The following is a 22029-nucleotide window of genomic DNA, read 5'->3' as shown; positions in this document are numbered from 1 at the left end:
GGGGAACTATTTCATGACCAATGAAACAAATTTAGATCTGGATCCAATAGAAACGCGTGAATGGCTGGATGCCCTACAAGCTGTACTCTTTAATGATGGTCCTGAGCGTGCTGCATTTCTTTTACAACAGCTTCTTAATAAAGCGAATGCAGAGGGGGTTAAACTAACCAGCTCAATTAATACTCCTTACAGAAACACTATAAAACCTCATGAAGAAAAACAAATGCCTCCCGATGAGGGAATTGGAAAGCGCATCAATGCATTAATTCGATGGAACGCTGTTGCTATGGTACTTAGAGCAGGTAAATACGCACCAGAGCTTGGTGGTCATATCGCCTCTTACGCTTCGGCATCAACATTATATGAAACTGGATTTAATTACTTTTTTAAGGGACCAAAAGGAGAAAACGGCGGGGATTTACTTTATATCCAAGGCCACTCGGCTCCAGGCATTTATGCCAGAGCATTTCTTGAAGGCAGATTAACTGAGAAGCAACTCGAAAAATTTCGCCAAGAAGTAGAAGTGGATGGTTTATCTTCCTATCCTCATCCTTGGTTAATGAACGATTTTTGGCAATTCCCCACTGTATCTATGGGTTTAGGTCCTCTGCAAGCCATTTATCAAGCCCGCTTTCTAAAATATCTTGAGAACCGAGGCTTAATAAAAGCTGAAGGTCGTAAAGTGTGGGCGTTTTTAGGCGATGGTGAAATGGATGAGCCTGAATCAGTCGGTGCACTTAGTATTGCAGCAAGAGAAAAGCTGGACAATCTCATTTTTGTAGTTAACTGCAATTTACAAAGACTTGATGGGCCTGTACGTGGTAACGGTAAAATCATTCAAGAACTTGAAGGTCTATTTCGAGGAGCCGGATGGAACGTTATTAAAGTCATATGGGGAGGCCGTTGGGATCCATTATTTGCCCGTGATAATCAGGGTTGGCTACAGAAAAGGATGGAAGAATGTCTGGATGGAGATTATCAATCGTATAAAGCGAATGATGGATCTTATGTAAGACAGCATTTCTTTAATCAATATCCAGAGCTAAAGAAAATGGTTGAAAATATGACTGATGAGGAAATCTGGCGTTTAAATCGTGGTGGTCATGATCCACAAAAAGTATACGCAGCTTATGCCAGAGCAGTTGAACACAAGGGGACTCCAACCGTTATCCTTGCAAAAACCATCAAAGGATACGGGATGGGAGCTGCTGGTGAAGGCCAAAACATTACTCATCAACAAAAGAAAATGACTATTGATCAACTAAAAGCATTCAGAGATCGATTTAATATCCCAGTCAGCGATGACAAAATTGCTGATATCCCTTTTTATAAGCCTGATGATGACAGTCCTGAAATCAAGTATTTAAAAAAGCAAAGGGAAGCTTTGGGTGGTTATTTACCCCATCGTTCAATTGAAGTAGAACAGTTAAAAATACCTCATTTGGAAGAGTTTTCCAGTATTACAAAGGGATTAGGGGACAGAGAAATCTCGACTACTATGGCTTTTGTGAGAATTCTTTCAGTTCTACTCAAAAATAAAGACATTAGCTCCAGAATAGTACCTATAGTACCTGACGAGTGCAGAACATTTGGTATGGAGGGATTATTCAGACAAATAGGAATTTATTCTCCCGTAGGCCAACTTTATACCCCTGTAGATCATGAACAAGTAATGTATTATCGAGAAGCAGTTGACGGGCAAATTCTTGAAGAAGGTATCAATGAAGCAGGGGCATTTTGTTCCTGGATTGCTGCCGCGACATCTTACAGCTCAAACAAACTGGCAATGATCCCGTTTTACATTTATTACTCTATGTTTGGTTTCCAACGTATTGGTGATCTGGCATGGGCAGCAGGAGACATGCAAGCGAGGGGATTTTTGCTCGGTGGAACCGCCGGACGAACGACATTGGCGGGAGAAGGATTGCAACACCAGGACGGACATAGTCATGTTTTAGCATCAACAATACCCAATTGTATTTCTTATGATCCCACATACGCTTATGAATTAGCAGTTATCGTCCAAAATGGCTTGTACCGTATGTATGAAAAACAAGATAACGTGTTTTATTACATTACTATTATGAATGAAAACTACTCTCATCCTGATATGCCTGAAGGAGTAGAGGAAGGTATTATCAAAGGAATGTATCTTTTAAAAGAGAATAAGAAAAAGTCAAAAAACCATGTCCAACTAATGGGATGCGGTACTATTTTGCGTGAAGTTATCAAAGCTGCAGAGATGTTGGAAGAAGATTTTTCAATCACATCGGATATCTGGAGTGTAACCAGCTTCAATGAGTTGCGTAAAGAGGGCTTGGCTGTTGAACGATACAATAACATGCATCCCAAAAATAAACCTCAGCAAAGCTATGTTACATCTCAATTAAAAGAACGTCCTGGACCTGTTATTGCTACCACTGACTATATGCGCATTTATGCAGATCAAATCAGGCCTTTTGTTCCTAATCGTTATATTACTTTAGGTACAGACGGTTATGGCAGAAGTGATACTCGAACACAGCTCCGCCATTTCTTTGAAGTTGATGCAAAATTTATAGTCTTGACAGCATTAAATGCACTGGTAGCTGAAGGAACGCTTGACAAAACAAAAGTTGTCGATGCCATGAAACGTTACAATATTAATCCAGATAAATTAAACCCAATGACCCATTAGTTAAACAATTAATCAGAACAAAACACAGTTCCGGTTTAACTGAATGCTGAGGAAAATATGACAAAAGAAAGTGAAATTAAAATTCCTGATATCGGTGGCGCTACTCAAGTTGATGTCATTGAGATTTTAGTTAAGGAAGGTGATTCAATTGAAGTGGATACACCCTTGATTACGCTTGAATCGGAAAAAGCAAGCATGGACATCCCTTCTCCAATTTCTGGAACGGTAACGCAAATCCTCGTTAAAATCGGTGACAAAGTATCGGAAGGCGACCTCATTATCAAAGCCAAATCAGATTCAACCATAAATGTTTCCAGTCCGCTGGAACAAAAGGCCGAATCACAAAAACAGAATTTGCAAACCAAATCAGAAGAGCAACCCGTCGATATAAAAACAACCACATCTACACCTGGTTCCAAAGACATTGAAGTATCCATTCCGGATATTGGTGGCGCAACCGATGTAGATGTCATTGATATTTTAGTCAAGCCGGGGATGGAAATAGAAAAAGACCAGGCATTAATTACATTAGAGGGTGATAAAGCAACGATGGATATTCCTTCACCCTATGCTGGTAAAGTCATGGAAATGAAAATTAAATTAGGAGATAAAGTATCACAAGGTATTCCTATTCTAATTTTAAAGATTTCTGCAATGCCTGAGGCACCTGAAATCGAAAAAAGTCAGATTAAAAATATATCAGAACAACCTATCAAAGAAACTGAGAAACCGCATGAAGAGCTAAAATCTGAACCAATATCAATTAGCAACCTGGAGATAGCTGAATCAAAAAGTCTCTTAATATCTGCGGGCCCATCAGTAAGAAGATTGGCAAGAGAATTTGGAGTCGATTTATCGCTGGTTCAGGGAAGTGGAAGAAAATCTCGTATTACAAAAGAAGATCTTCAAAAATATATCAAAGCATGTTTAAGTGAAAAAACTACACCAGGAAGCTTCAATTTACCATCAAATCCAGTTATAGATTTTAGTAAATTTGGTTCAATAGAAACAAAGCCTTTAAACAAAATTAAAAAGCTTACTGGAATAAACGTACATCGCTCCTGGATAAGCATTCCACATGTCACCCAATTTGATGAAGCAGACATTACAGACTTGGAAGCGTTTAGAAAATCAGAATCAGAGAGCACCAAAAATCAAGATTACAAATTAACCCTGTTAGCATTTGTTTGTAGCGTAGTTTGTAAGGCTCTACATGAGTACCCGCAATTCAACGCATCATTGGATGCCAGTGGTGAAAATATAATTTATAAAAAATATTATAATATAGGTATTGCTGTTGATACAGCTAATGGTCTGGTAGTACCCGTAATAAAGAATGTAGATAAATTAAGTGTAATTGATATTGCGAAGGAAATGTCGAGACTCAGTACGAAAGCTAGAGAAAAGGGATTAACACCTATTGATATGTCAGGCGGTTGTTTTACAATTTCCAGCCTTGGTGGCATAGGTGGAACGGCATTTACTCCTATTGTAAATAGCCCGGAAGTTGCAATTTTGGGTTTATCCAGATCAGTAATAAAACCCATGTACGACAATAAAGAGTTTAAGCCCAGATTGATGTTACCTATTTCACTTTCTTACGACCATAGGGTAATTGATGGTGCTGAAGCAGCCAGGTTTACTCGCTTTCTTTGTGAATGTTTAGGTGATATTAGAAGAGTTTTACTCTGACATATAAAGGAATAGAGCTATTGGTATTCCCTGATTCCAGATGAAATGCCAATAACCCCAGAAAACATATTTTTTAATGAGGCTTCTTATGGCTAATAAAATTAAGACAGATGTAGTAGTACTAGGTAGTGGACCAGGAGGGTATACAGCAGCATTCAGAGCTGCCGATTTAGATAAAAAGGTTGTTTTGGTTGAGCGTTTTGACTCACTAGGTGGGGTTTGTTTAAATGTTGGTTGTATTCCCTCAAAAGCATTATTGCATATTGCTAAAGTAGTGGATGAAGCCCATGAAATGTCCGAGCAAGGTGTAGCATTTGGTAAACCTAAATTTGATAATAAAAAATTGGTTGCTTGGAAAAACTCTGTGGTCGCAAAGCTTACTGGAGGACTAAAAGCTCTTGCCAAACAAAGAAAAGTAGAAGTAATTACTGGGATAGGTAAGTTTTCAGGTACCCATCAAATTGTTGTCGAAACAAAAGAAGGGACTGTAGAAGTTGAATTTGATAATGCCATCATTGCTGTAGGCTCAGAATCCATTAAATTACCATTTATACCAGAAGATAAACGAATATTTAGCTCTACAGGGGCACTAGAACTCGCTGACATCAAAGGTGACTTGCTTGTATTAGGCGGTGGTATTATTGGTTTGGAAATGGCAACTGTCTATTCCTCGCTTGGAGTCAATGTGACAGTTGTTGAATTTATGGATCAATTAATTCCGAATGCTGACACTGACCTGGTCAATATACTGCAAAAACGAATGACTAAAAAAGGGGTCAAATTTCTATTAAAAACTAAAGTGACTGCTGTCGAAGCCAAAAAAGATGGTATTTATGTTTCAATGGAAGGAGAACATGCAACGGATAAACCACTTTGCTTCCAGCAAGTGCTTGTTGCAGTAGGCCGCAAACCTAACGGTGGGGAAATCAATGCTGAAAAAGCCGGAGTCAAAGTGGATGAGCGTGGCTTTATCCCAGTTGATAATCAATTAAGAACGAATGTTCCTCATATTTTTGCTATTGGCGATGTCAATGGACAACCTATGCTCGCCCATAAAGCCATCCCGGAAGGAAAAGTTGCAGCAGAAGTCATTGCAGGGAAAAAGCATTATTTTGAACCAAAATGCATACCAAGTGTTGCTTATACCGATCCAGAATTAGCTTGGGCTGGTTTAACAGAAAAAGAAGCAAAAGAAAAAGGAATAAACTATGAGAAAGCTTCCTTTCCATGGGCCGCTAGTGGTCGCGCACTCAGCATGGGGCGAGAAGAGGGAATGACCAAATTACTATTCTGCCCTGAAACTAACCGTATCCTGGGAGCTGGTATTGTTGGGGTTAATGCCGGTGATTTAATCGCAGAAACTGCCTTAGCCATTGAAATGTGTTGTGATGTTGAAGACATCGCTCTTACTATTCACCCTCATCCAACTCTTTCAGAAACCATAGCTCAGTCAGCAGAGGCATTTGAGGGCACTATAACGGATCTTTATTTGCCTAAAAAGAAGAAAAAATAATAATTACAGGTAGCCCCTTATAACTCACTGCACTCCCTTTGTTCATGACGAGCAAAGGGATGCTTGTTATATGTATATAATTATATAATAAACCTTTGCATAAGCTGATTATTTTGTTTTAGGCAAGCCGCAAACGTTTTGAGAAGCGTAGTTGCTATAAATGAGCACTACAGAGACGTTTGTAACGCGGCAATAAAATAAATGTGACTAGTAATACAAGTGGTCTAATGAAAGGCTAAAGAATTATTAAACTCTGTACTTTGCATTAGTAATGTTTGATAACCTATTTGCTAATATTTAATTCATCATAAATTAAGTATGATTATTCCCAGGAGTAATGAATGATATTAAACATTCGTAAAATGAAAGATAGTGATATTGAGAATGTTTATTCTATCGAAACAAATGTTCATATTGCCCCCTGGAGTAAAGACATACTAAGGGATTGTGTACTTGTTGGCTATGATTGCAGAGTTCTGGAAATCAACAATGGAGATAGCCCAATCCTTGCTGGATATATCATATCCAGAATAAGTAATAATAGTTGTCACATATTAAATCTGTGCATTGCCAAACCATTGCAATCCAAAGGTTTGGGGCGAAAACTATTACAAACAGTTCTTTATTCTTTATCAAAATATACTCAAACAGAGTCAGTTATTTTAGAAGTAAGGCCAAGTAACAGTGCCGCATTACATCTTTATGAAACAATGGGATTTGAAAAAATAGAAATCAAAAAGGACTATTATAAAGATAAAAACAGTGTAGAAGACGCAATCCTCTTAAAAAAAATGCTTCATCACTAAAATAATTTTCTTACCATAAAAAATTTGTGAAATAAGTTTAAGTCAAGACTGTTTTTTCCTTTTTTCTTTGTTATCATAGGGATGCTCTCTCAATTTCTATGTACCTTATCCACCTGTGGATAACCCTTTTTAGATTCTTTTAATTATATTTTCCTGGTTACTTGATTCATGATTAATCTCCCTTATTTCATAAGAGTTATCTCATGTAATTAATTTTTTATTACAAAAATATTTATCCACAAAATCTGTGGATAAACTTGTGCATAGTAGTGTGAATTCCTTGAATCAAAAGTATAAAGAGTAGTTGTGCTAGTATTAACCAGGGTTTTTAAAATAATGTAGGCTACTAATTTTTTGCCCATTTGATGTTTCATTTCAATTGAAAAAACAAGGTCAAGGCAAAAAATGTTATCAATAATAGGGGATACACATTAACCTACTCAATTAAAGATATTTTTAAAAGAGAAGATTGTGTTTTTTTGCAAGCCCAGTTTTTGCAAAAAGTTAAAAAATCAATTATTTTGATTTCACAAGACACGGATAGAGGATTTAAATTTGCAGACTCTCGTCATAACAGGAATCAGTAGGGGTATAGGTCTGGAAATTGCTAATATTTTCCTTAACAAAAATTGGACTGTTATTGGCACTTCCACCACTGGCTCTTCCCCAATAAAACATAAAAACCTGCGAATATATAAGCTAGACCTGACCATTTCAGAGCAAATCGATGCATTCGTAAAAGAACTACCTAAAATTGATGTGTTGATTAATAATGCTGCCGTATTACTTGAAAAATGGAATGATGAAAAAATTAATATGTCCTTATTGAAAGAAACCTTTGCAATTAACCTGTTTGGTACCATTGAGTTAACTGAAAAATGTATCCCCAAACTCAATGATGGTGCACAAATCATTAATATCTCCTCAGGATGGGGAGCATTCAGCTCTAATAATTCCCCCTTTCAACCACATTATAAAATGTCAAAAGCCAGTTTGAATATGTATACTAAATTGCTTGCAGAGAGATTCCCCCAAATGACTGTATCCAGTTTTGATCCCGGCTGGGTTAAAACAAACATGGGAACACAAAACGCAAAAAAACTTCCTGGTGAAACAGCACAAGAAATCTATGACCTGATTAATATGAAAAAGAAAACTGGCTATTTTTGGTTTAACGGAAAACCAAGGGATTGGTAGCTAATTAAATTTAAGTTATTCTGAAACTATAAAATTAAGCTTCAAAGGAGTGACAAAGGTGAATTTCAATTTTATAAAATCAATATGGATTGCAGGTCTTATAGGAATAACTCCAACAATGTCTTATTCGGATCCCAATATTCAGTATCAAGAAACACTTCAATCACATTGCTTTGAGACCTGGATGAATAAAATGGATTCGTCAATTGACAAAGAAACATATAAACAATTTGGAGATAAATATTGTCGATGCATTTCAACTAAAAATCTCGATAATAAAACAGGAGTTCAAAAAGCGATTAGAAATTGTCTGCCACAAACAATATTACATGATGCCATGGATGAGCTGGAGGAGGAGGTGACTTTATCAGAGGTCACGACACAAACAATTGAACAATATTGTCTTAATAGATGGAGTCTCATTTATCCTAGCCAAAGTGATGAAGATAAAAAAACTATCCAAGCTTACTGTGCTTGCGTAAAAACAAAATTATTGAGTTTTATAGAACAAATAGAAAAAATATCAAACAAGGAATACAATGAAGCCATTAATGATATTAATACGATTTGCTCTGAAAATTTAAATCAATAACATAGTGCACTGTAATCACCAGTTCAAACGCTTTATATAAGGCCCATTCATGTCAAGTAAAAACTCCTATAACACTGTACTAAACAAGCAAGAAATAAACTGGATCTTAGAGCAGCGTGTTACAAGACTTACAGATAATAAAGAAGTTTTAATTTATCCAATGGGAGCAGAACGTTATTTATTATCTGTTTTATCTGGTCATGAAGAAGACCGATATAATTTACACAATGAAATTAAAGAAAAAAATGTCTTAATTATCCCAGGTTATGGTAATAGCGCTTTTTTGTTTGCTCAAGCAGGAGCTAAATCTATTCTTGTTTATGACAAAGACCCTGTGACTATAGCATGGGTAAAAGCATTTAAAAAATATTACCATTACAGAGAATACAATAATAATGGAAAACCATATCCTTCAATTGGCGAACTTCTCACAGCCCTCACCAGATGGTATCCCCCTCTGCTTAAACTACCCTCTGGAGTAATTAAAAACTCTGTATTTTGGGTAATTAACCCTAAATTATTAAGAAAATCATATATTTATTATATGTTGAGACTCACTCAACAAGCTGTACAATTAAGAATTCAAAATGAATTTGAATTAGATCATCATATAGAGTTTTATGCGGGTGAATTGAAGCATCTGATAAAAAATCATCCATTAAAAACATTTGATACAGTATTTGTTCCTTATCTTTTAGGCGTACAAAATGGAATAGAGAAAGAGAAAGATATTGTTAGTTTTATTAAACAATTAATACAGCTTGTACCCTCTGGCCATATTTTAGTAACCCCTTCAAAAAGCACTAAAGAATTCCACTTGGTCGGGCAAAGTTATTTTTGTACGACAGGTTATTCTAATATACAAGCAATTCCTGAGTTAAAACCTTATGCCATTACAGAAGACAGTATTTGGTTTAAAACTCAAGGGCTTGCAGTATTTGGTTTAAAACCAGGCGCAGCGAAGAGTTTGTAAAAAATAAAGAAGGGGAGTATGCACTCCCCATACTTCTTGGACAACATCTCGGCTGTTTCATGTCAGATAATGAAATAAAAATCAATGCAAGAGATAGGCATTTTCCTTATCTCCATCAGCGATTAATTGAGTTATTTTATTTTGGTTGATTGATCCCCCATGAAAAGTCAAATGGATAGGTAATGGGAGATCTTCTTTTACCTTATCCAATCCCTTTTTTGCCATAGTTCTCACATCGGATGAAGTAGCATTAGAATAGATTAATTTTAAACTGCTAATCATCATAGCTTGCCTATTTAAATCATATTTATCCCAATAAGTAAATTTTTCAGTCAAATTGGCAGCCAAAGTTGGATTAATCTTATCTAAGCCAAGAATGGCATCAGAAACAAGTTGGTAACCCTCACCTGTAACAGAATGAAATCCAAATGGATTTTTAATAAATGATCCCAGTAGAGCATATACCTTGTTAGGATTAGATAAATCAAAGTCAACATGACCCATTAATTTTTTTACCCGCTCTAAGACATGAGGGGAGTGCACCGATGCTTGAATACTAAACCAATTATTTACAGCACCCGGGTCGTTTTTCCAGTAATGATAATAATCCTCTAATGCGACATCAGCTTCCTCACAATTTATTTCACATAAGATACCTAAAGCCAAGACAGTCTCGGTCATATTTTTGCCTAAAGCATCCTCAAATTGAAGAATCAGTTTTTCCTTTGTTTTTTCAAAATCAACATTTAGCAGATAAGAAAAACATACCGATTTTAAACGCCTTAAACCTGCTTGCTTCAAATCAAAACCTTCAAATTTTGGTGTATCATCATTCCCAGCTATTTGTAGTCTAAAAAGGAGATTATAAAAATCCGTTTTCAATTCTTTTGCCAGAGCATTTTGTATCAACTGACGTCCCTCATTTAATTTTTCAAAATCAGGTTTTTCCTGATTTTCAATCAACTCTTCTAAAGTGGGTAGGGTAATTAATTCAGCTAGCATCCATTCACTCAAAGAGCTATCGGACAGTAATGCCTTGTAAACAGCAAAGAACTGGGGAGATAATTCTATTTTTTTGCCTTTACAAAAATCGTTAAGCAAAGCCGAAATAAGTTTCTTTGCTGCCTCACAACGATTGTACAAATTAGTATCGCATTGCATCAATAACAACAAATCCTTATAAGAATATTCATAGCTCAAGTACACAGGTGCAGAAAAACTACGTAATAACGATGGAATAGGGCGGGTCTGGATATTTTCAAATTGAAACTCAATTTCCTCTTGATCAAGGATTAATAATTTATCCGCTACAATTTCTTTCCCGGCAGTATCAAGCAAACCCATCAGGAAAGGAACAGGACGATTTTTTCCGTTGGCTGTTTTAATTTTTAAAAGATATTGCTTTGTATCTGGATTAAATTTATCTGTTACTATCAATTCAGGAATTCCAGATTCAGTAAACCAGGACAAAAAGGAATGAAGATCTTTACCAGATGAGTGACTAAGCGAATCGATAAAATCTTCCAGAGTAACTGCGCCTCCATCATTCTCCTTAAAAAACTTGGCGATTCCTTGAAAAAATGATTCTTTTCCTACGAATAACATCATCATTCGAAAAATATCAGCACTTTTTTCATAAGCTGCGGCAGTATATAAGCTTCTTACTGCTGTGTAGGCACTTTGTCGAGGTGCTCTTTCGTCCAAATTCTTGCCATCAAGTAATCTTATCAAATCAGTACCGAATAGTTCCTCTCTGAACATAGCTGCTCTAAAAGTAGTAAGACCTTCCTTTAATGGTAAATTGAACCAATCTCTTATTGTGACTCGATCTCCTGACCAATAATGAAAAAATTCATGAGCAACCACCTCCAACACACGCAAAATACCCAAATCGGTTTTAGTCTCAGGAGTTGCGAACAAATTTTCTGTATTAAATAAATTCAAGCCTGTCGGCTCGGAAGCACCTGAGGCGTATTTATCAACTCCGGCTACCATATGTTGTCTCAACGCACATTCTAAATTGAAAGTGCGTTCATCCCATGCCATTGCTTCTTTTAATACTTCCTTTGCAAAATCACATTTTGCTGTAGCTGATGGTGGTACGTAGAATTCTATCGGTAACTCACGGCCAGATTTTGTTTGATAATAGGTTACTGAGCGCTGTAAATTACCTGCCACCAGAGCAAATAAATAACTTGGCTTTGGGACATCATCCAGCCAGGTTACAGAATGCAATCCTAAAGGAAGTTCTTTTTTCTCAATTAGCACCCCATTTGATAGTAAAACAGGATAATCTTCCTGATTTGCGATGATAGTGGTTTTATAAGTCGCGAGATTATCAGGTCTGTCTGGTAAATAGAATATTCGGCGTAATCCTTCAGACTCTGCCTTGACTAAGGCCACGCCCTCTGTTTCATATAATCCAAACAAATCAGTGTTTTCACCTAGCAAAGAGGTCGTTTCTATAATAAAGGGAGTATTTTGAGGTATATTTTTGATTATTAAAGAATCTTTAGTTAGCTCATATTCATTTTCTTTCAATAAGTTATCGTTCATTTGTAACGATACTAATGTCATATTCTCACCATCCAAAACCAAATCGTTTGAATGTGAATCAACATTTGGGTTGGGAACTACTGTAAGACGGGCTTTGGATTCAACTGGTTTTTTGCTGAGATCGATTTGCAAATCAACGTGAATTACAAAATAATCAAGGCTCTTATAATCACTTAACTTTTTTACCTTGGATTGATCTGATTTCATAAATACTCCCTGTTTTACCAAAAAACTAAAATTAATATTCCTTATTTCAACTGATCAAAAACCATGTTATCCGTTTTCAATTCAGTGAAGCCACAATATAAGATCAAGACAGTAATTTCAATCTAGCAAGTGTTTATTTGTTAGGACAATAGATATCACCCTTTGCATTCAAAGGATGCTTAATTAAATAACCGTAAGATTTAAACTGGCCACAGCCATAGTATAAAAAAGATTTAACCTCAAATACCATATTGATTTGCCAAAGTTGTCTCTGGCTTAGGAATACTTTGAAGCTGCTTTAGACACTCATTGGGATCAAGGCTACATTTGCCAAAAAGAGAGTAATTATAATCCTGAGTTACCCCATAACCCATGCATCTATCCCCGGTCGCTACAATCAGATCATGAGCATAATCGGCGAGTTTCTTTGCTGCCTCTTCATTTCCTCCAAGCCTGGCAACTAAATCCTTCATCTTAAGACTATTAAATTTTCCTTTATCATAGCATCTCATGAGGTCCAAATCATGAGCCAGAGCCATAAGTATACCAGAAGCTGATGAAATTCCTGGCTTACCCGTATCTAGAGCTTCAGCCCAATATTGAAGTTCACTTTCATCAGAAAATAGCGAAGGAATTAATGCAGATTTATTGGTAACCACATGGTTTAAAAAGCCTTTTTGAGCATTTTCTTTGAAAGTCGCATAGATATGCTTGGAGTGCTGTCCATTGTATGCTTCCTTAAATGCTTGTTGATAATGATTGGCATCTGTCCAGCTCATATCGTTTTCACGCCCAATTACAGAAAATAACATCATGTATTGTGCTTTTTGTATTTCTTTTTGCGTTAATTTTTGAAATTTGGGATCGCCTGAATATGCTTTCAAAAACTCTGCAATGACTGGTACGAGCTGTGCAACTCGTAATGTATGGGCAATTCCATGATTTGGCCTGGGAACTAAACCAGAGGGTGTATCTAATGACCAATCCTGTCCCATATTGGACCAATGTTCCCAATCAGTATGCTTTTCCCAGGCTGCCTTTACATTAGCATCTGGCTGTTTAAGTTTAGGATTATAAGAATTTTTTAAAAAATTATTCCAAACATAGTCAATGGCCTTGGCTCCATTAGCAGATAGTAGATAATCATTTTTCTCTATTTCTTTGGCTATTTTGGTATTTATCGATAATGAAGGGCCATTTAAAGAAAGACTTTTTTGATGAAAATAAAAGGTGTCGTTGCCAGTTTCATTCTTGATTGGACATGTACCTAAATGGGAGCCCACTCCGAGATTAGACAACACAAAATCTCTGAACTCTGTCCTTCCTAAATTAATTGCAACCTCCTTATTCTTGGAAATATAACAACCTAATTTATTATCCGGGTATTTGGAAGATTTAATAATTATCATATTAGGTTCTTTGATTTCAAATGGATGAGTTGAGATATTGACCCCTAAACTTTTTGCTTTATCTGTTATTTTATTTAAAAAAAACTCTCTCTCCGTTGGGTTTTGAAAAGTAATACTTATCATCGGACTATCAACGTTTCCTGTCGCAGTAATAGAAATCGAAGAATCCCCTGACTTTGAAGGATTAAAAAATGTTGGAGAAGTAGTCGCCGGTTTGGGCACGGGAACAATAACAGGTGTAGCAATTGGTTCAAACGTTAATTCTGAATTCACACTTGGAAGCTTATTCTTATGGAAAAAAATAGTATTGTGATCTTTGAAAATCTCAGCATGCTCCGTTTTCACACCTACTTTAGGTAATATAAAATGACTCAATTCCACTTTTCCAAAATTAATAGCTAACTTTCCCCCTGGAGATATATAACAACCACAAGGATTAGCTGGGTAATTTGAAGCTTCTATCAGAAGAGAATTTCCAGGGCCTTGCACTAATGGAAAGTTGAGTCCTAATTCGCTTGCTTTTGTCTTTACCTCCTTGAAAAATTTACTTTTTTCTTCCTCACTAACAAATTCCATTTTTAAATTAGGTTTACCATTATTAGAAACCCAAATTATTTTCGTTACCATAATCTGCCTCTTCGATGCTTGGGTATTTTGTGAAATTATAGTACATTATGATTTATTTTTTATTGGGCAAGTGTTTCATTGAGGCAATGGGATTAAAAGTCAAATAGGGCTATTCTTGAGGGTGGGGCAAAGTTTATTCATATCAATTATAAATTCTATACAAATAATTTCAGTGAAAAACTGCTTGTTAGGTATTTGCCAAAATAATAAAGCAAATACCTAATTATAATTAACGATAAGTGATTATACTTGTAACTTCTGTCAGATCTCTGTTTGAACGATCACCGAGATCATATGATCCCTTTAAAAGAGTATTATTTTCACTGGAAAAAAACATTCTTAACTGATTAGCATTTTGGCGTCTTAACTTAGGCGCCATCAAAGGATAACCATTATTATCGAGGATCTCTTCATTTATTCTTGTTGATTCCTGACTTACTTGTTTAGGCAATTTGACTGCTCCGGCATAGGATTCTACAGAATGTAAGGTACCTGTCTTTAAATTAAAAAACTTTGACATCATTTGCTCCTATTGGTTTTATAAATATCACTTTGATAATAATAAGAAAATGATTTAAATTCACTATTTTTTATTTAAAGAGGTAGATTTTATGAATCAGGCACACACAGAGAAGTTATTTTCATACGGCACCTTACGTTATGAAAAAGTGCAAATTGCCAATTTCGGTAGAAAACTGGAGGGTCTGGAAGATACATTACACGGATTTAAACTATCTCAAGTTGAAATTAAAAACTCAGACGTTGTAGCGACAAGTGGTGATAATTTCCATCCCATTATTTCATATACCGGAAATCCCTTAGACAGAGTTACAGGTATTGTATTTACTATCAGCAAAGAAGAGTTAGCACAAGCAGATAAATATGAAGTCTCTGAATATAAGCGTGTGAATGTGAAATTGAACTCAGGAGTTAATGCATGGGTTTATATAAATGCTCAAGATCTCTATGGGAATAACCAAGCAAAAAGCTAGCTATCAAGAGATATTAGTTTAGAACGGATTTATAAAGACTCAAATGGGTGGTTCCATTTTTAATTTGTAGCAAATGCTTTATTACCGAGTTATAAAACGCATGTAATGCCCATACGTTATACAATTTAAAAACTAAAAAATACATATCAAAATGAAAATTTTTTTGACTAAAAAATCATTATTTGAGCAGTTGTAATATAATAATTAGTATAAGGTTAATATATTATAACTCTCAAAGAAATTATTATGACAAGACAAAAGTGGAAAGATCTTCATCATTCTCATCATCAGAAAAAAAGAGATTCTTATGTTGAGTACTTTAAAGAACATTTAATCGAACATCTAACCAAAGAACATGACCCTAACGGTGAAACAAATCAACCTGGTAAAATAATAGAAGCCAGTCGAAGTACAACAGGAAAATTATCAAGAATATTTGATGCGTATCATTTCCCAGCTCCAAACTATGAAGAGTTAAAAGCCATTCATCAAAAACCTAATGGATTGAGAGAACACATACAGGAAAATTTAAATGGGATTATCCCTGTTTTACTTAATGAAGATAGGACTGCACTTCATCCAAAGGTTATTGAAGCGATAGGGCGGGATAATTATGAGGCAATTTTAAAAACTGCTCAGGGTGATGAACAAGAAATTGCTCTGCAATTCCTGAAGGCTGCAATAATAAGCTATGGGCAAAGGATGCTGGATAATACTGATGATAGTAATCTGAAAAATACAGCGTTTATTTCAATTATGCCTGCCTTGGAAAAACTTGCCAGTGAAGTGACTTTGAACGGTTTGCCCAAACAAGCTACAGAAATAAACCCACTCGATATTCTAAAAATGTCACAAGATCTCTTGAAATTAATCGATGAAGCGAATACAGCAGGAATAACGATACCTAACAGCAGTACAATGCGTGACAAACTGCAAACTGTATCTGATCTTATGAACCCAAACAATGAAGATTATAATATGCTTCCTGAGGAAACAAAAATTCAGAAAGCGATAGAAAACTATGATAGAGCTGTTGAAAGTTTTATTACTGGAGTACAAGAGACCTTGAAAACTGAACCTCCCAAACCTGAGGAAGTCCACTGGTTCAAAAAGTTTCTAAGGTTTATTACGGGCAACGAAAAATTATTACAAAATGCTGATGAGAAGCGTTATGACCAACAAATTAAAGTACTTTCTGATATTAGTGATTTAAATAAAAAACTGAATTCTCTTCCACAAGAAAAAAATATATCCTCTGAGCCTGAACATACTCATGATTATGGAAACGAAAGTCAAATGAAACTTTAATTAGAGAAGCCGTTGTTTATATAACTCTTCAAGAATTAAAGCTTATAAGCCAACTCGGTGACTGCAAGTCAAATTGATTTTTTTATGAACTTATAATACAATTATTTAACAAATCATCCTTAAATAATCAAAGATGGCGCACCCTATACGGAGACTAAATTATGAAACCTTCGGCTGAACTAACAAAGTTTACAGAAGCATGTGTGAGGATGAAAAATAAAGATTTTAATTTTTTCTTTAACAAAGGAGATATATCACCTCGTAGTGTCTCTTTGATATTGGCTCGCCTCTCCGGGATAGGCCTCAATGTGGAGCTTTTTGAGACAGAAGAAGATTGTTTTTCCTGGATAGAAGAAGTAATTTCTGCAAGAAAAAATACTGATTTATCTCCAAGTACTCTTGAATCTGATGATGCTCCCTTGAGAGATGAAAGAATTTCTAAAGCAAAAGCAGAATTAGCAAAACTTAAAGAAGAAGAACAACAACGCAAAGTAACTGATACAACAAAAAAAAATACCGTTATATTACCCAATACTCCAGCATCTCAAGATAAAAAAATACTAGACCCAACCATAGAACTTGGAAAGCTTAAAGAACAATTTTTGAAAATGAAAAATGATGAGTTTGATTATTATTTTAAATCTCCAGAAACCTTGATACATAGTAGTGGTATATCAATTGAGCGACGACTTGCAAAAGCAGGTGTAAAAGGGGAGTTTTTCAAGACACAAAAGGATTATAATGCCTGGAGAGATGAAATAATTTTTACAAAAAAACTCTATAATCTTAGTACCAATATTAATAAAATTTTAAATGAATTTGAAGAAAAGATAAAAGATATAGGTCTTCATTATCCTGATGCAAAAATTAAAGCCAATGAATTACTGGAGTCGCTGAGGAAAAATAAAAATGAAGTATTTTCCAATCCTTCTCTAGAGTCAATCCATGACTTTGCCGATACAGCGAAACGAATGATAGAAAGTACCATTCCATTTTTACAGAAAGACTTAGAATCGGAAGGTTATTTACAGAATATCTCAAAGCAACTTCTAAACAGTATAAATATATTTATAAAAAGTATATCAAACTTGGGTTCCTCAAATCAGAGCGGTTTTTTTGCTGTTAAGTCATCACATGCGGCAATGCAAGCCTTTGAACTTGGAAGGGATCTAGATAAAGAACTAAAAGATTTTAAACCTTAACATATGGATGAATTACTATTATTTAATGGCATTTCACTTAGCAATTCCGCTGCTCTCTTGTGCACAGCCATCATGGCCTCACGAAGGTATCAGCTAGAGAAGTTTTGTTTATTAGCACAATCCGTTAGAGAGTAAATTAAATGTAAAGCAATCGATATTATGCCCAGAACGAGTAGGGTTCATTAACTGCTTACCAATACTGCAGGTGATCACCATACACACCCATACTAAGTCTGATTATTTTGATAATCAGACCGTACTTAATAAGTGTAGTTAATGTAGTCAACGTTAGATAATTGCTGTAATATTGCACATCTACCGGAGCTTCATTAATGAAAGTACAAAAAATCAAACTCAGCTCATACGATTTCAGTTGGCTAGTTTTGGATAATAACTATCTGCCAATTAAACCCATCACAGAATTTATCCGTTATTTAAACAATGTCGATAAGTCACCATTTACGGTTAAAAGCTATGCTCATCACTTAAAGTTGTTTTGGGAGTTTTTAGACTCCAAGCAGCTTGATTGGGCTAAAATTAACTTATCAAATCTAGCAGCTTTTGTTGGTTGGTTACGTGAGCTTAAGGATGAGTCTGCTGTTATTGACATTACGGAAGATCTCTCTGCACGCAAGCCGGCCACAATAAATGTCATATTGGGCTGCTTATCAAGCTTTTATCGTTATCACAACCAACTTGGTAATACTGATGTAACCATCACCGAATCAAAGAATCTACCAGGCAATCGGTATAAAGCTCTCCTTCATCATGTGTTTAAAAATAAACCTATTCAAAGAAGAATCATATCAGTTCGACAAGTTAAGGAGTTACCTAAAACCATTACTGAAGAGCAACTTGTCCAATTAAATAACGCTTGCTCAAATTACCGAGATATATTTTTGGTTGCGCTATTATTTGAAACTGGGCTTCGTATAGGGCAAACATTAGCTTTGCGCCATGAGGACATTATTTGCTGGAATAATGAGATACATATTAAATACCGAACTAACAATGTAAACCAAGTTAGAAATAAATCTTACAAATCAAATACCTTGCATGTTTCTAATTATGTTATGAATTTATACAGTGAGTATGTAAACAGCTTAGATCAAAATAGGCTGGGCGATTATGTATTCATTAATCTTAATACTTATGAACCCCTCTGTTATCCTGCCATAAAAAAATTATTCGTTAATCTCAGTCAGAAATGCGGCTTTTACATTAGGCCTCATATGCTTCGCCATACCCATGCCTCATCATTGGTCAGGGCTGGCTGGGATATGGCTTTAGTTCAAAAGCGTCTCGGTCATACAAGTATACAAACGACAGTTAATACATATACACATATTGATACAAAACAGATGAAAGATGCTTTTAAAAGTTATATCTCCAAAAAGGAGAATAACTGATGAAAATGTCAGCACTAACATTAAATAAAATAGAAAATAATGCTGATCTGTTGTTGGAGAAAGATTTATGGTTAGCAAGTGATGTAGGCTTACAAGCTGACGCAACTCATGGGGCATATTATCTATCTTTTTCAAATATAACAGTTGACTGGCTTAACAAAGCAGCCAAAAAATTTGTAAGATTGCAGGCGACAACAAGAAGTTACTCCACCTGCCGCGGTTACATTCGAGGCTTTAATCATTTAAATGACTATATACAAACACTTAACACATTCATCACGCCTAATAATGTCAATCGTGCATTTATAGTGGGTTTTATTCAATATTTAGCGCAAAGAGACTTGAATCCTATGACTCGTGGGATCACTCTTATGAATATAAGAACCTTTCACCAAGTTGCATTACAGGAAGAATGGCTGAATTTTCAAGATAAACCTTTTATTTTTAATAATGATTTACCTAGAGATACAACAATCACACCTAAATTCATAAGCAAAGATGTTCTAATTCAGCTTAAACGCCATCTTCACTGTCTTAGTGACTGGATGCAAAGGTTCATCCTTGTATTATTAGAAACAGGTCGCCGTGTAAGTGAGGTTTCTTTTTTAAAATTTGATTGTTTAGAGCAAGATAGCGATGGTGATTGGTTGTTGAGGGTACATGAAAAAAAGCTTAAGCGTGAAAGGTTAATTCCAATTTCTCCTGCTTGTTTAGAAGCTATCAAAGCCCAACAGATAGATTTAAAGAATAGTGGGCATATATCCCCCCTTCTTTTCCCTAGTCGACGGCAATCGAAGTCCCCTACTATTTCAGCCCCACATATAAATCGTGCATTGAATAAGTTAGCTCAAGAAAAAAATATAGTCGATGCTAATGGCATTATATGGAAATTTAGTTCCCATCAATTTAGACATACTGTGGGCACTCAAATGATAAATGCTGGTGTACCTCAAGTTATGGTGCAAAAATATCTTGGTCATGAGTCACCCGAGATGACAGCTCGGTATGCCCATATTCACGATAACACAATGAAAGCGGCATTTGTCGACTATCAAGATAGATTGATTGATATACAAGGACAGATGAATTCTTCTAACGACCATCTAGACGCACGTTGGTTAAAGCAAAACATCCTGACTCAAGCCTTACCTAATGGACTGTGTGCTTTACCTCTAACTCAGCAAAAATGTCCTCATGCTAATGCATGTTTGACCTGCACACATTTCAGAACCTCAAAGAAACACCTAGAACAACATAAATCACAACTTGAAGAAACTAATAAAATTATTGCTCAAGCTAATCAAAATGGATGGAAACGTGCTGAAGAAATAAATCAAGAAGTTGCTATAAGTTTAACAACGATTATAAATACTTTGGAAAATAATCCATGAGCAAAAATTTAAAAAAAACTGAGGGAATAATTAAAGCGTCTAAAGATAAAAAAGTTGAAACCATCCAAAAAGTTCTCGAGGCTTTAACATTAATGGAAAAAGAATCGATTCCAATAAATTTTCTCTCAGTTTACAAATTTACAGGTGTTTCAAGAAGCTGGCTCTACAAAGAGCCAGCCATTAAATCGCAGATAGAGAATGCCAAAGAGCGCATTAATAATCAATTAATGCGTGATCAAGCTATAAGACTTAAAGCAAAGGAAAAGGAGATTGAAGTATTGACGAAGCAAAATAAAATACTTCGTAATCAGATAGATGAGCTCAGAAAGCAGCTTGAGGTATCTTATGCTAATATTTATAAACAAGGATAGTCGATTGAGAGAAAATGAAGGTTACAAACAGCCCGATTTTAGTGTGTATAGACACTAATTTTTTTAATCAAAAAATGTTTGATTTTTCAAGTATTAGTTTCCAAAGCTTGATAAAGATAATCAAGGAAAAATCAATTAAGTTAATAATGGTTGATATTGTTGAGCATGAAATTAGAGAGCAAATAAGGAAAAAAATTGAAGTTGCTAATAAAGAACTTAGCACTGTCTTGAATACACCAAATTGCCGCTTTATAAAAAATGAAGTCAAATATTTATTTAAAGACCATATATCAAAAATCCTAGAGGGTTTTGATGATTTCTTAAAAGAAACAGACGCAGTATCAGTATCATCATCAGATGTACATGCAAAAGAAATTTTAACACTATATTTCAATACTACCCCCCCTTTCGGCCATAAAGAAATAAAAAAACATGAGTTCCCTGATGCATATATTTGTCTGTCCCTGAAGGATTATTCTCAAAAAAATAAAGAACGAATTTATCTCGTTTCAAAAGATAAAGGAATAAAACAATTTTGTGAGTCAAATAATCAATTTCTTCAACAAATTAAAACATTAGATGAACTGCTAGATTTGGTAAATAAAAGACAAGAAAATTACCAATTTGTAGTAGATTATATAAATAAAAATTTGGATAAAATAAAGTCTGAAATTTCTGATAAAGTGATGGATCAATCATATATATTAATTAGTGACCATGCAGATAGTGATATTGATGAAGTATCTGCTAGACAAGTAGAAATTGAAGAGATTAATATTATTTACTTAGATGAATCTACTGCCGAAATTAATATCACTTTCAAAGTAAATTTGTTGGTTGAGTTTTCTTATGCACCTGATGAGGCCACTTTTTATGATTCGGAAGACAAAAGATATTACTATATGGATCATACACAAAGTTCGTTTGAAATTGATAAAACTATCCCTGTTTATCTAGAATTAGATTTAGAAGACAATGATAATATAGACATTATCAACATAAATGTAGAAGAAATTGAAGACACAATTGAATACTATGAACCCTATGATTATTAATATTCTGAAAATATTCGTTTAAAAGATGAATGATTCTAATTTTTTAACAGGT

General features: G+C 35.1%; 17 protein-coding genes. 14 read left to right on the top strand and 3 right to left on the bottom strand.

Annotated elements, in window-relative coordinates; genetic code table 11:
• Positions 1–13 precede the first annotated feature (13 nt).
• From aceE to EL201_RS07670, 7 genes are all read left to right on the top strand, one after another.
• On the top strand, positions 14–2677 hold the full coding sequence (aceE, locus tag EL201_RS07700; protein WP_027221691.1) for a pyruvate dehydrogenase (acetyl-transferring), homodimeric type: 2664 nt from the start codon (positions 14–16) through the stop codon (positions 2675–2677).
• A 57-nt stretch (positions 2678–2734) separates the two neighbouring features.
• On the top strand, positions 2735–4369 hold the full coding sequence (locus EL201_RS07695; protein ID WP_027221690.1) for a dihydrolipoyllysine-residue acetyltransferase: 1635 nt from the start codon (positions 2735–2737) through the stop codon (positions 4367–4369).
• An 88-nt stretch (positions 4370–4457) separates the two neighbouring features.
• A complete protein-coding gene (gene lpdA, locus EL201_RS07690; RefSeq protein WP_027221689.1) occupies positions 4458–5882 on the top strand; it encodes a dihydrolipoyl dehydrogenase in 1425 nt (474 codons plus the stop codon).
• Between the two features lie 341 nt (positions 5883–6223).
• Positions 6224–6688: a ribosomal protein S18-alanine N-acetyltransferase gene (rimI, locus tag EL201_RS07685; protein WP_027221688.1), complete on the top strand. Its 465-nt coding sequence runs from the start codon at positions 6224–6226 to the stop codon at positions 6686–6688.
• 555 nt (positions 6689–7243) lie between these two features.
• Complete coding sequence (locus EL201_RS07680) at positions 7244–7885, top strand: SDR family NAD(P)-dependent oxidoreductase (RefSeq protein ID WP_027221687.1); 642 nt, start codon at positions 7244–7246, stop codon at positions 7883–7885.
• A 58-nt stretch (positions 7886–7943) separates the two neighbouring features.
• Positions 7944–8477, top strand: coding sequence for a hypothetical protein (locus tag EL201_RS07675; RefSeq protein ID WP_027221686.1), 534 nt, complete (start codon positions 7944–7946; stop codon positions 8475–8477).
• A 49-nt stretch (positions 8478–8526) separates the two neighbouring features.
• Positions 8527–9450 (top strand): hypothetical protein, encoded by a 924-nt coding sequence (locus EL201_RS07670; RefSeq protein WP_027221685.1) that lies wholly within the window; start codon positions 8527–8529, stop codon positions 9448–9450.
• A gap of 81 nt (positions 9451–9531) precedes the next feature.
• On the opposite strand, the gene pepN is transcribed toward EL201_RS07670, so the two are convergent.
• The 3 genes from pepN to EL201_RS07655 all read right to left on the bottom strand — a co-directional run bounded on the left by pepN (position 9532) and on the right by EL201_RS07655 (position 14772).
• Positions 9532–12213, bottom strand: coding sequence for an aminopeptidase N (gene pepN, locus EL201_RS07665; protein ID WP_027221684.1), 2682 nt, complete (start codon positions 12211–12213; stop codon positions 9532–9534).
• Between the two features lie 239 nt (positions 12214–12452).
• Positions 12453–14249 (bottom strand): SidE phosphodiesterase domain-containing protein, encoded by a 1797-nt coding sequence (locus EL201_RS07660; protein WP_027221683.1) that lies wholly within the window; start codon positions 14247–14249, stop codon positions 12453–12455.
• Between the two features lie 229 nt (positions 14250–14478).
• The gene (locus EL201_RS07655; RefSeq protein WP_027221682.1) at positions 14479–14772 is read right to left on the bottom strand and encodes a hypothetical protein; all 294 of its coding nucleotides are present in this window, start codon (positions 14770–14772) and stop codon (positions 14479–14481) included.
• Positions 14773–14860: 88 nt separating this feature from the next.
• Here EL201_RS07655 and EL201_RS07650 point away from each other — a divergent pair, with 88 nt between their 5' ends.
• The 7 genes from EL201_RS07650 to EL201_RS07620 all read left to right on the top strand — a co-directional run bounded on the left by EL201_RS07650 (position 14861) and on the right by EL201_RS07620 (position 21977).
• Entirely contained in the window at positions 14861–15241 is a 381-nt protein-coding gene (locus EL201_RS07650; protein ID WP_027221681.1) for a gamma-glutamylcyclotransferase family protein, read from the top strand.
• A gap of 246 nt (positions 15242–15487) precedes the next feature.
• Complete coding sequence (locus EL201_RS07645; RefSeq protein WP_027221680.1) at positions 15488–16549, top strand: hypothetical protein; 1062 nt, start codon at positions 15488–15490, stop codon at positions 16547–16549.
• A 161-nt stretch (positions 16550–16710) separates the two neighbouring features.
• Positions 16711–17751: a hypothetical protein gene (locus tag EL201_RS07640; protein WP_050598268.1), complete on the top strand. Its 1041-nt coding sequence runs from the start codon at positions 16711–16713 to the stop codon at positions 17749–17751.
• Between the two features lie 332 nt (positions 17752–18083).
• A complete protein-coding gene (locus EL201_RS07635; protein ID WP_027221679.1) occupies positions 18084–19160 on the top strand; it encodes a tyrosine-type recombinase/integrase in 1077 nt (358 codons plus the stop codon).
• Entirely contained in the window at positions 19160–20551 is a 1392-nt protein-coding gene (locus EL201_RS07630; protein ID WP_027221678.1) for a tyrosine-type recombinase/integrase, read from the top strand. Before EL201_RS07635 ends, EL201_RS07630 begins: the two co-directional genes overlap by 1 nt.
• Positions 20548–20922 carry a DUF6262 family protein gene (locus EL201_RS07625; RefSeq protein ID WP_006870820.1) on the top strand — a complete coding sequence of 125 codons (375 nt, stop codon included), beginning with the start codon at positions 20548–20550 and terminating at the stop codon, positions 20920–20922. The genes EL201_RS07630 and EL201_RS07625 overlap by 4 nt, the downstream gene beginning before the upstream one ends.
• A gap of 14 nt (positions 20923–20936) precedes the next feature.
• Complete coding sequence (locus tag EL201_RS07620; protein ID WP_027221677.1) at positions 20937–21977, top strand: PIN domain-containing protein; 1041 nt, start codon at positions 20937–20939, stop codon at positions 21975–21977.
• Positions 21978–22029 lie beyond the last annotated feature (52 nt).

It is taken from the genome of Legionella pneumophila subsp. pascullei (assembly GCF_900637585.1).
Lineage (GTDB): Bacteria > Pseudomonadota > Gammaproteobacteria > Legionellales > Legionellaceae > Legionella > Legionella pascullei.
Note: the sequence above shows the minus strand (reverse complement) of the source record. Positions and strands in the feature narration are given on the sequence as shown.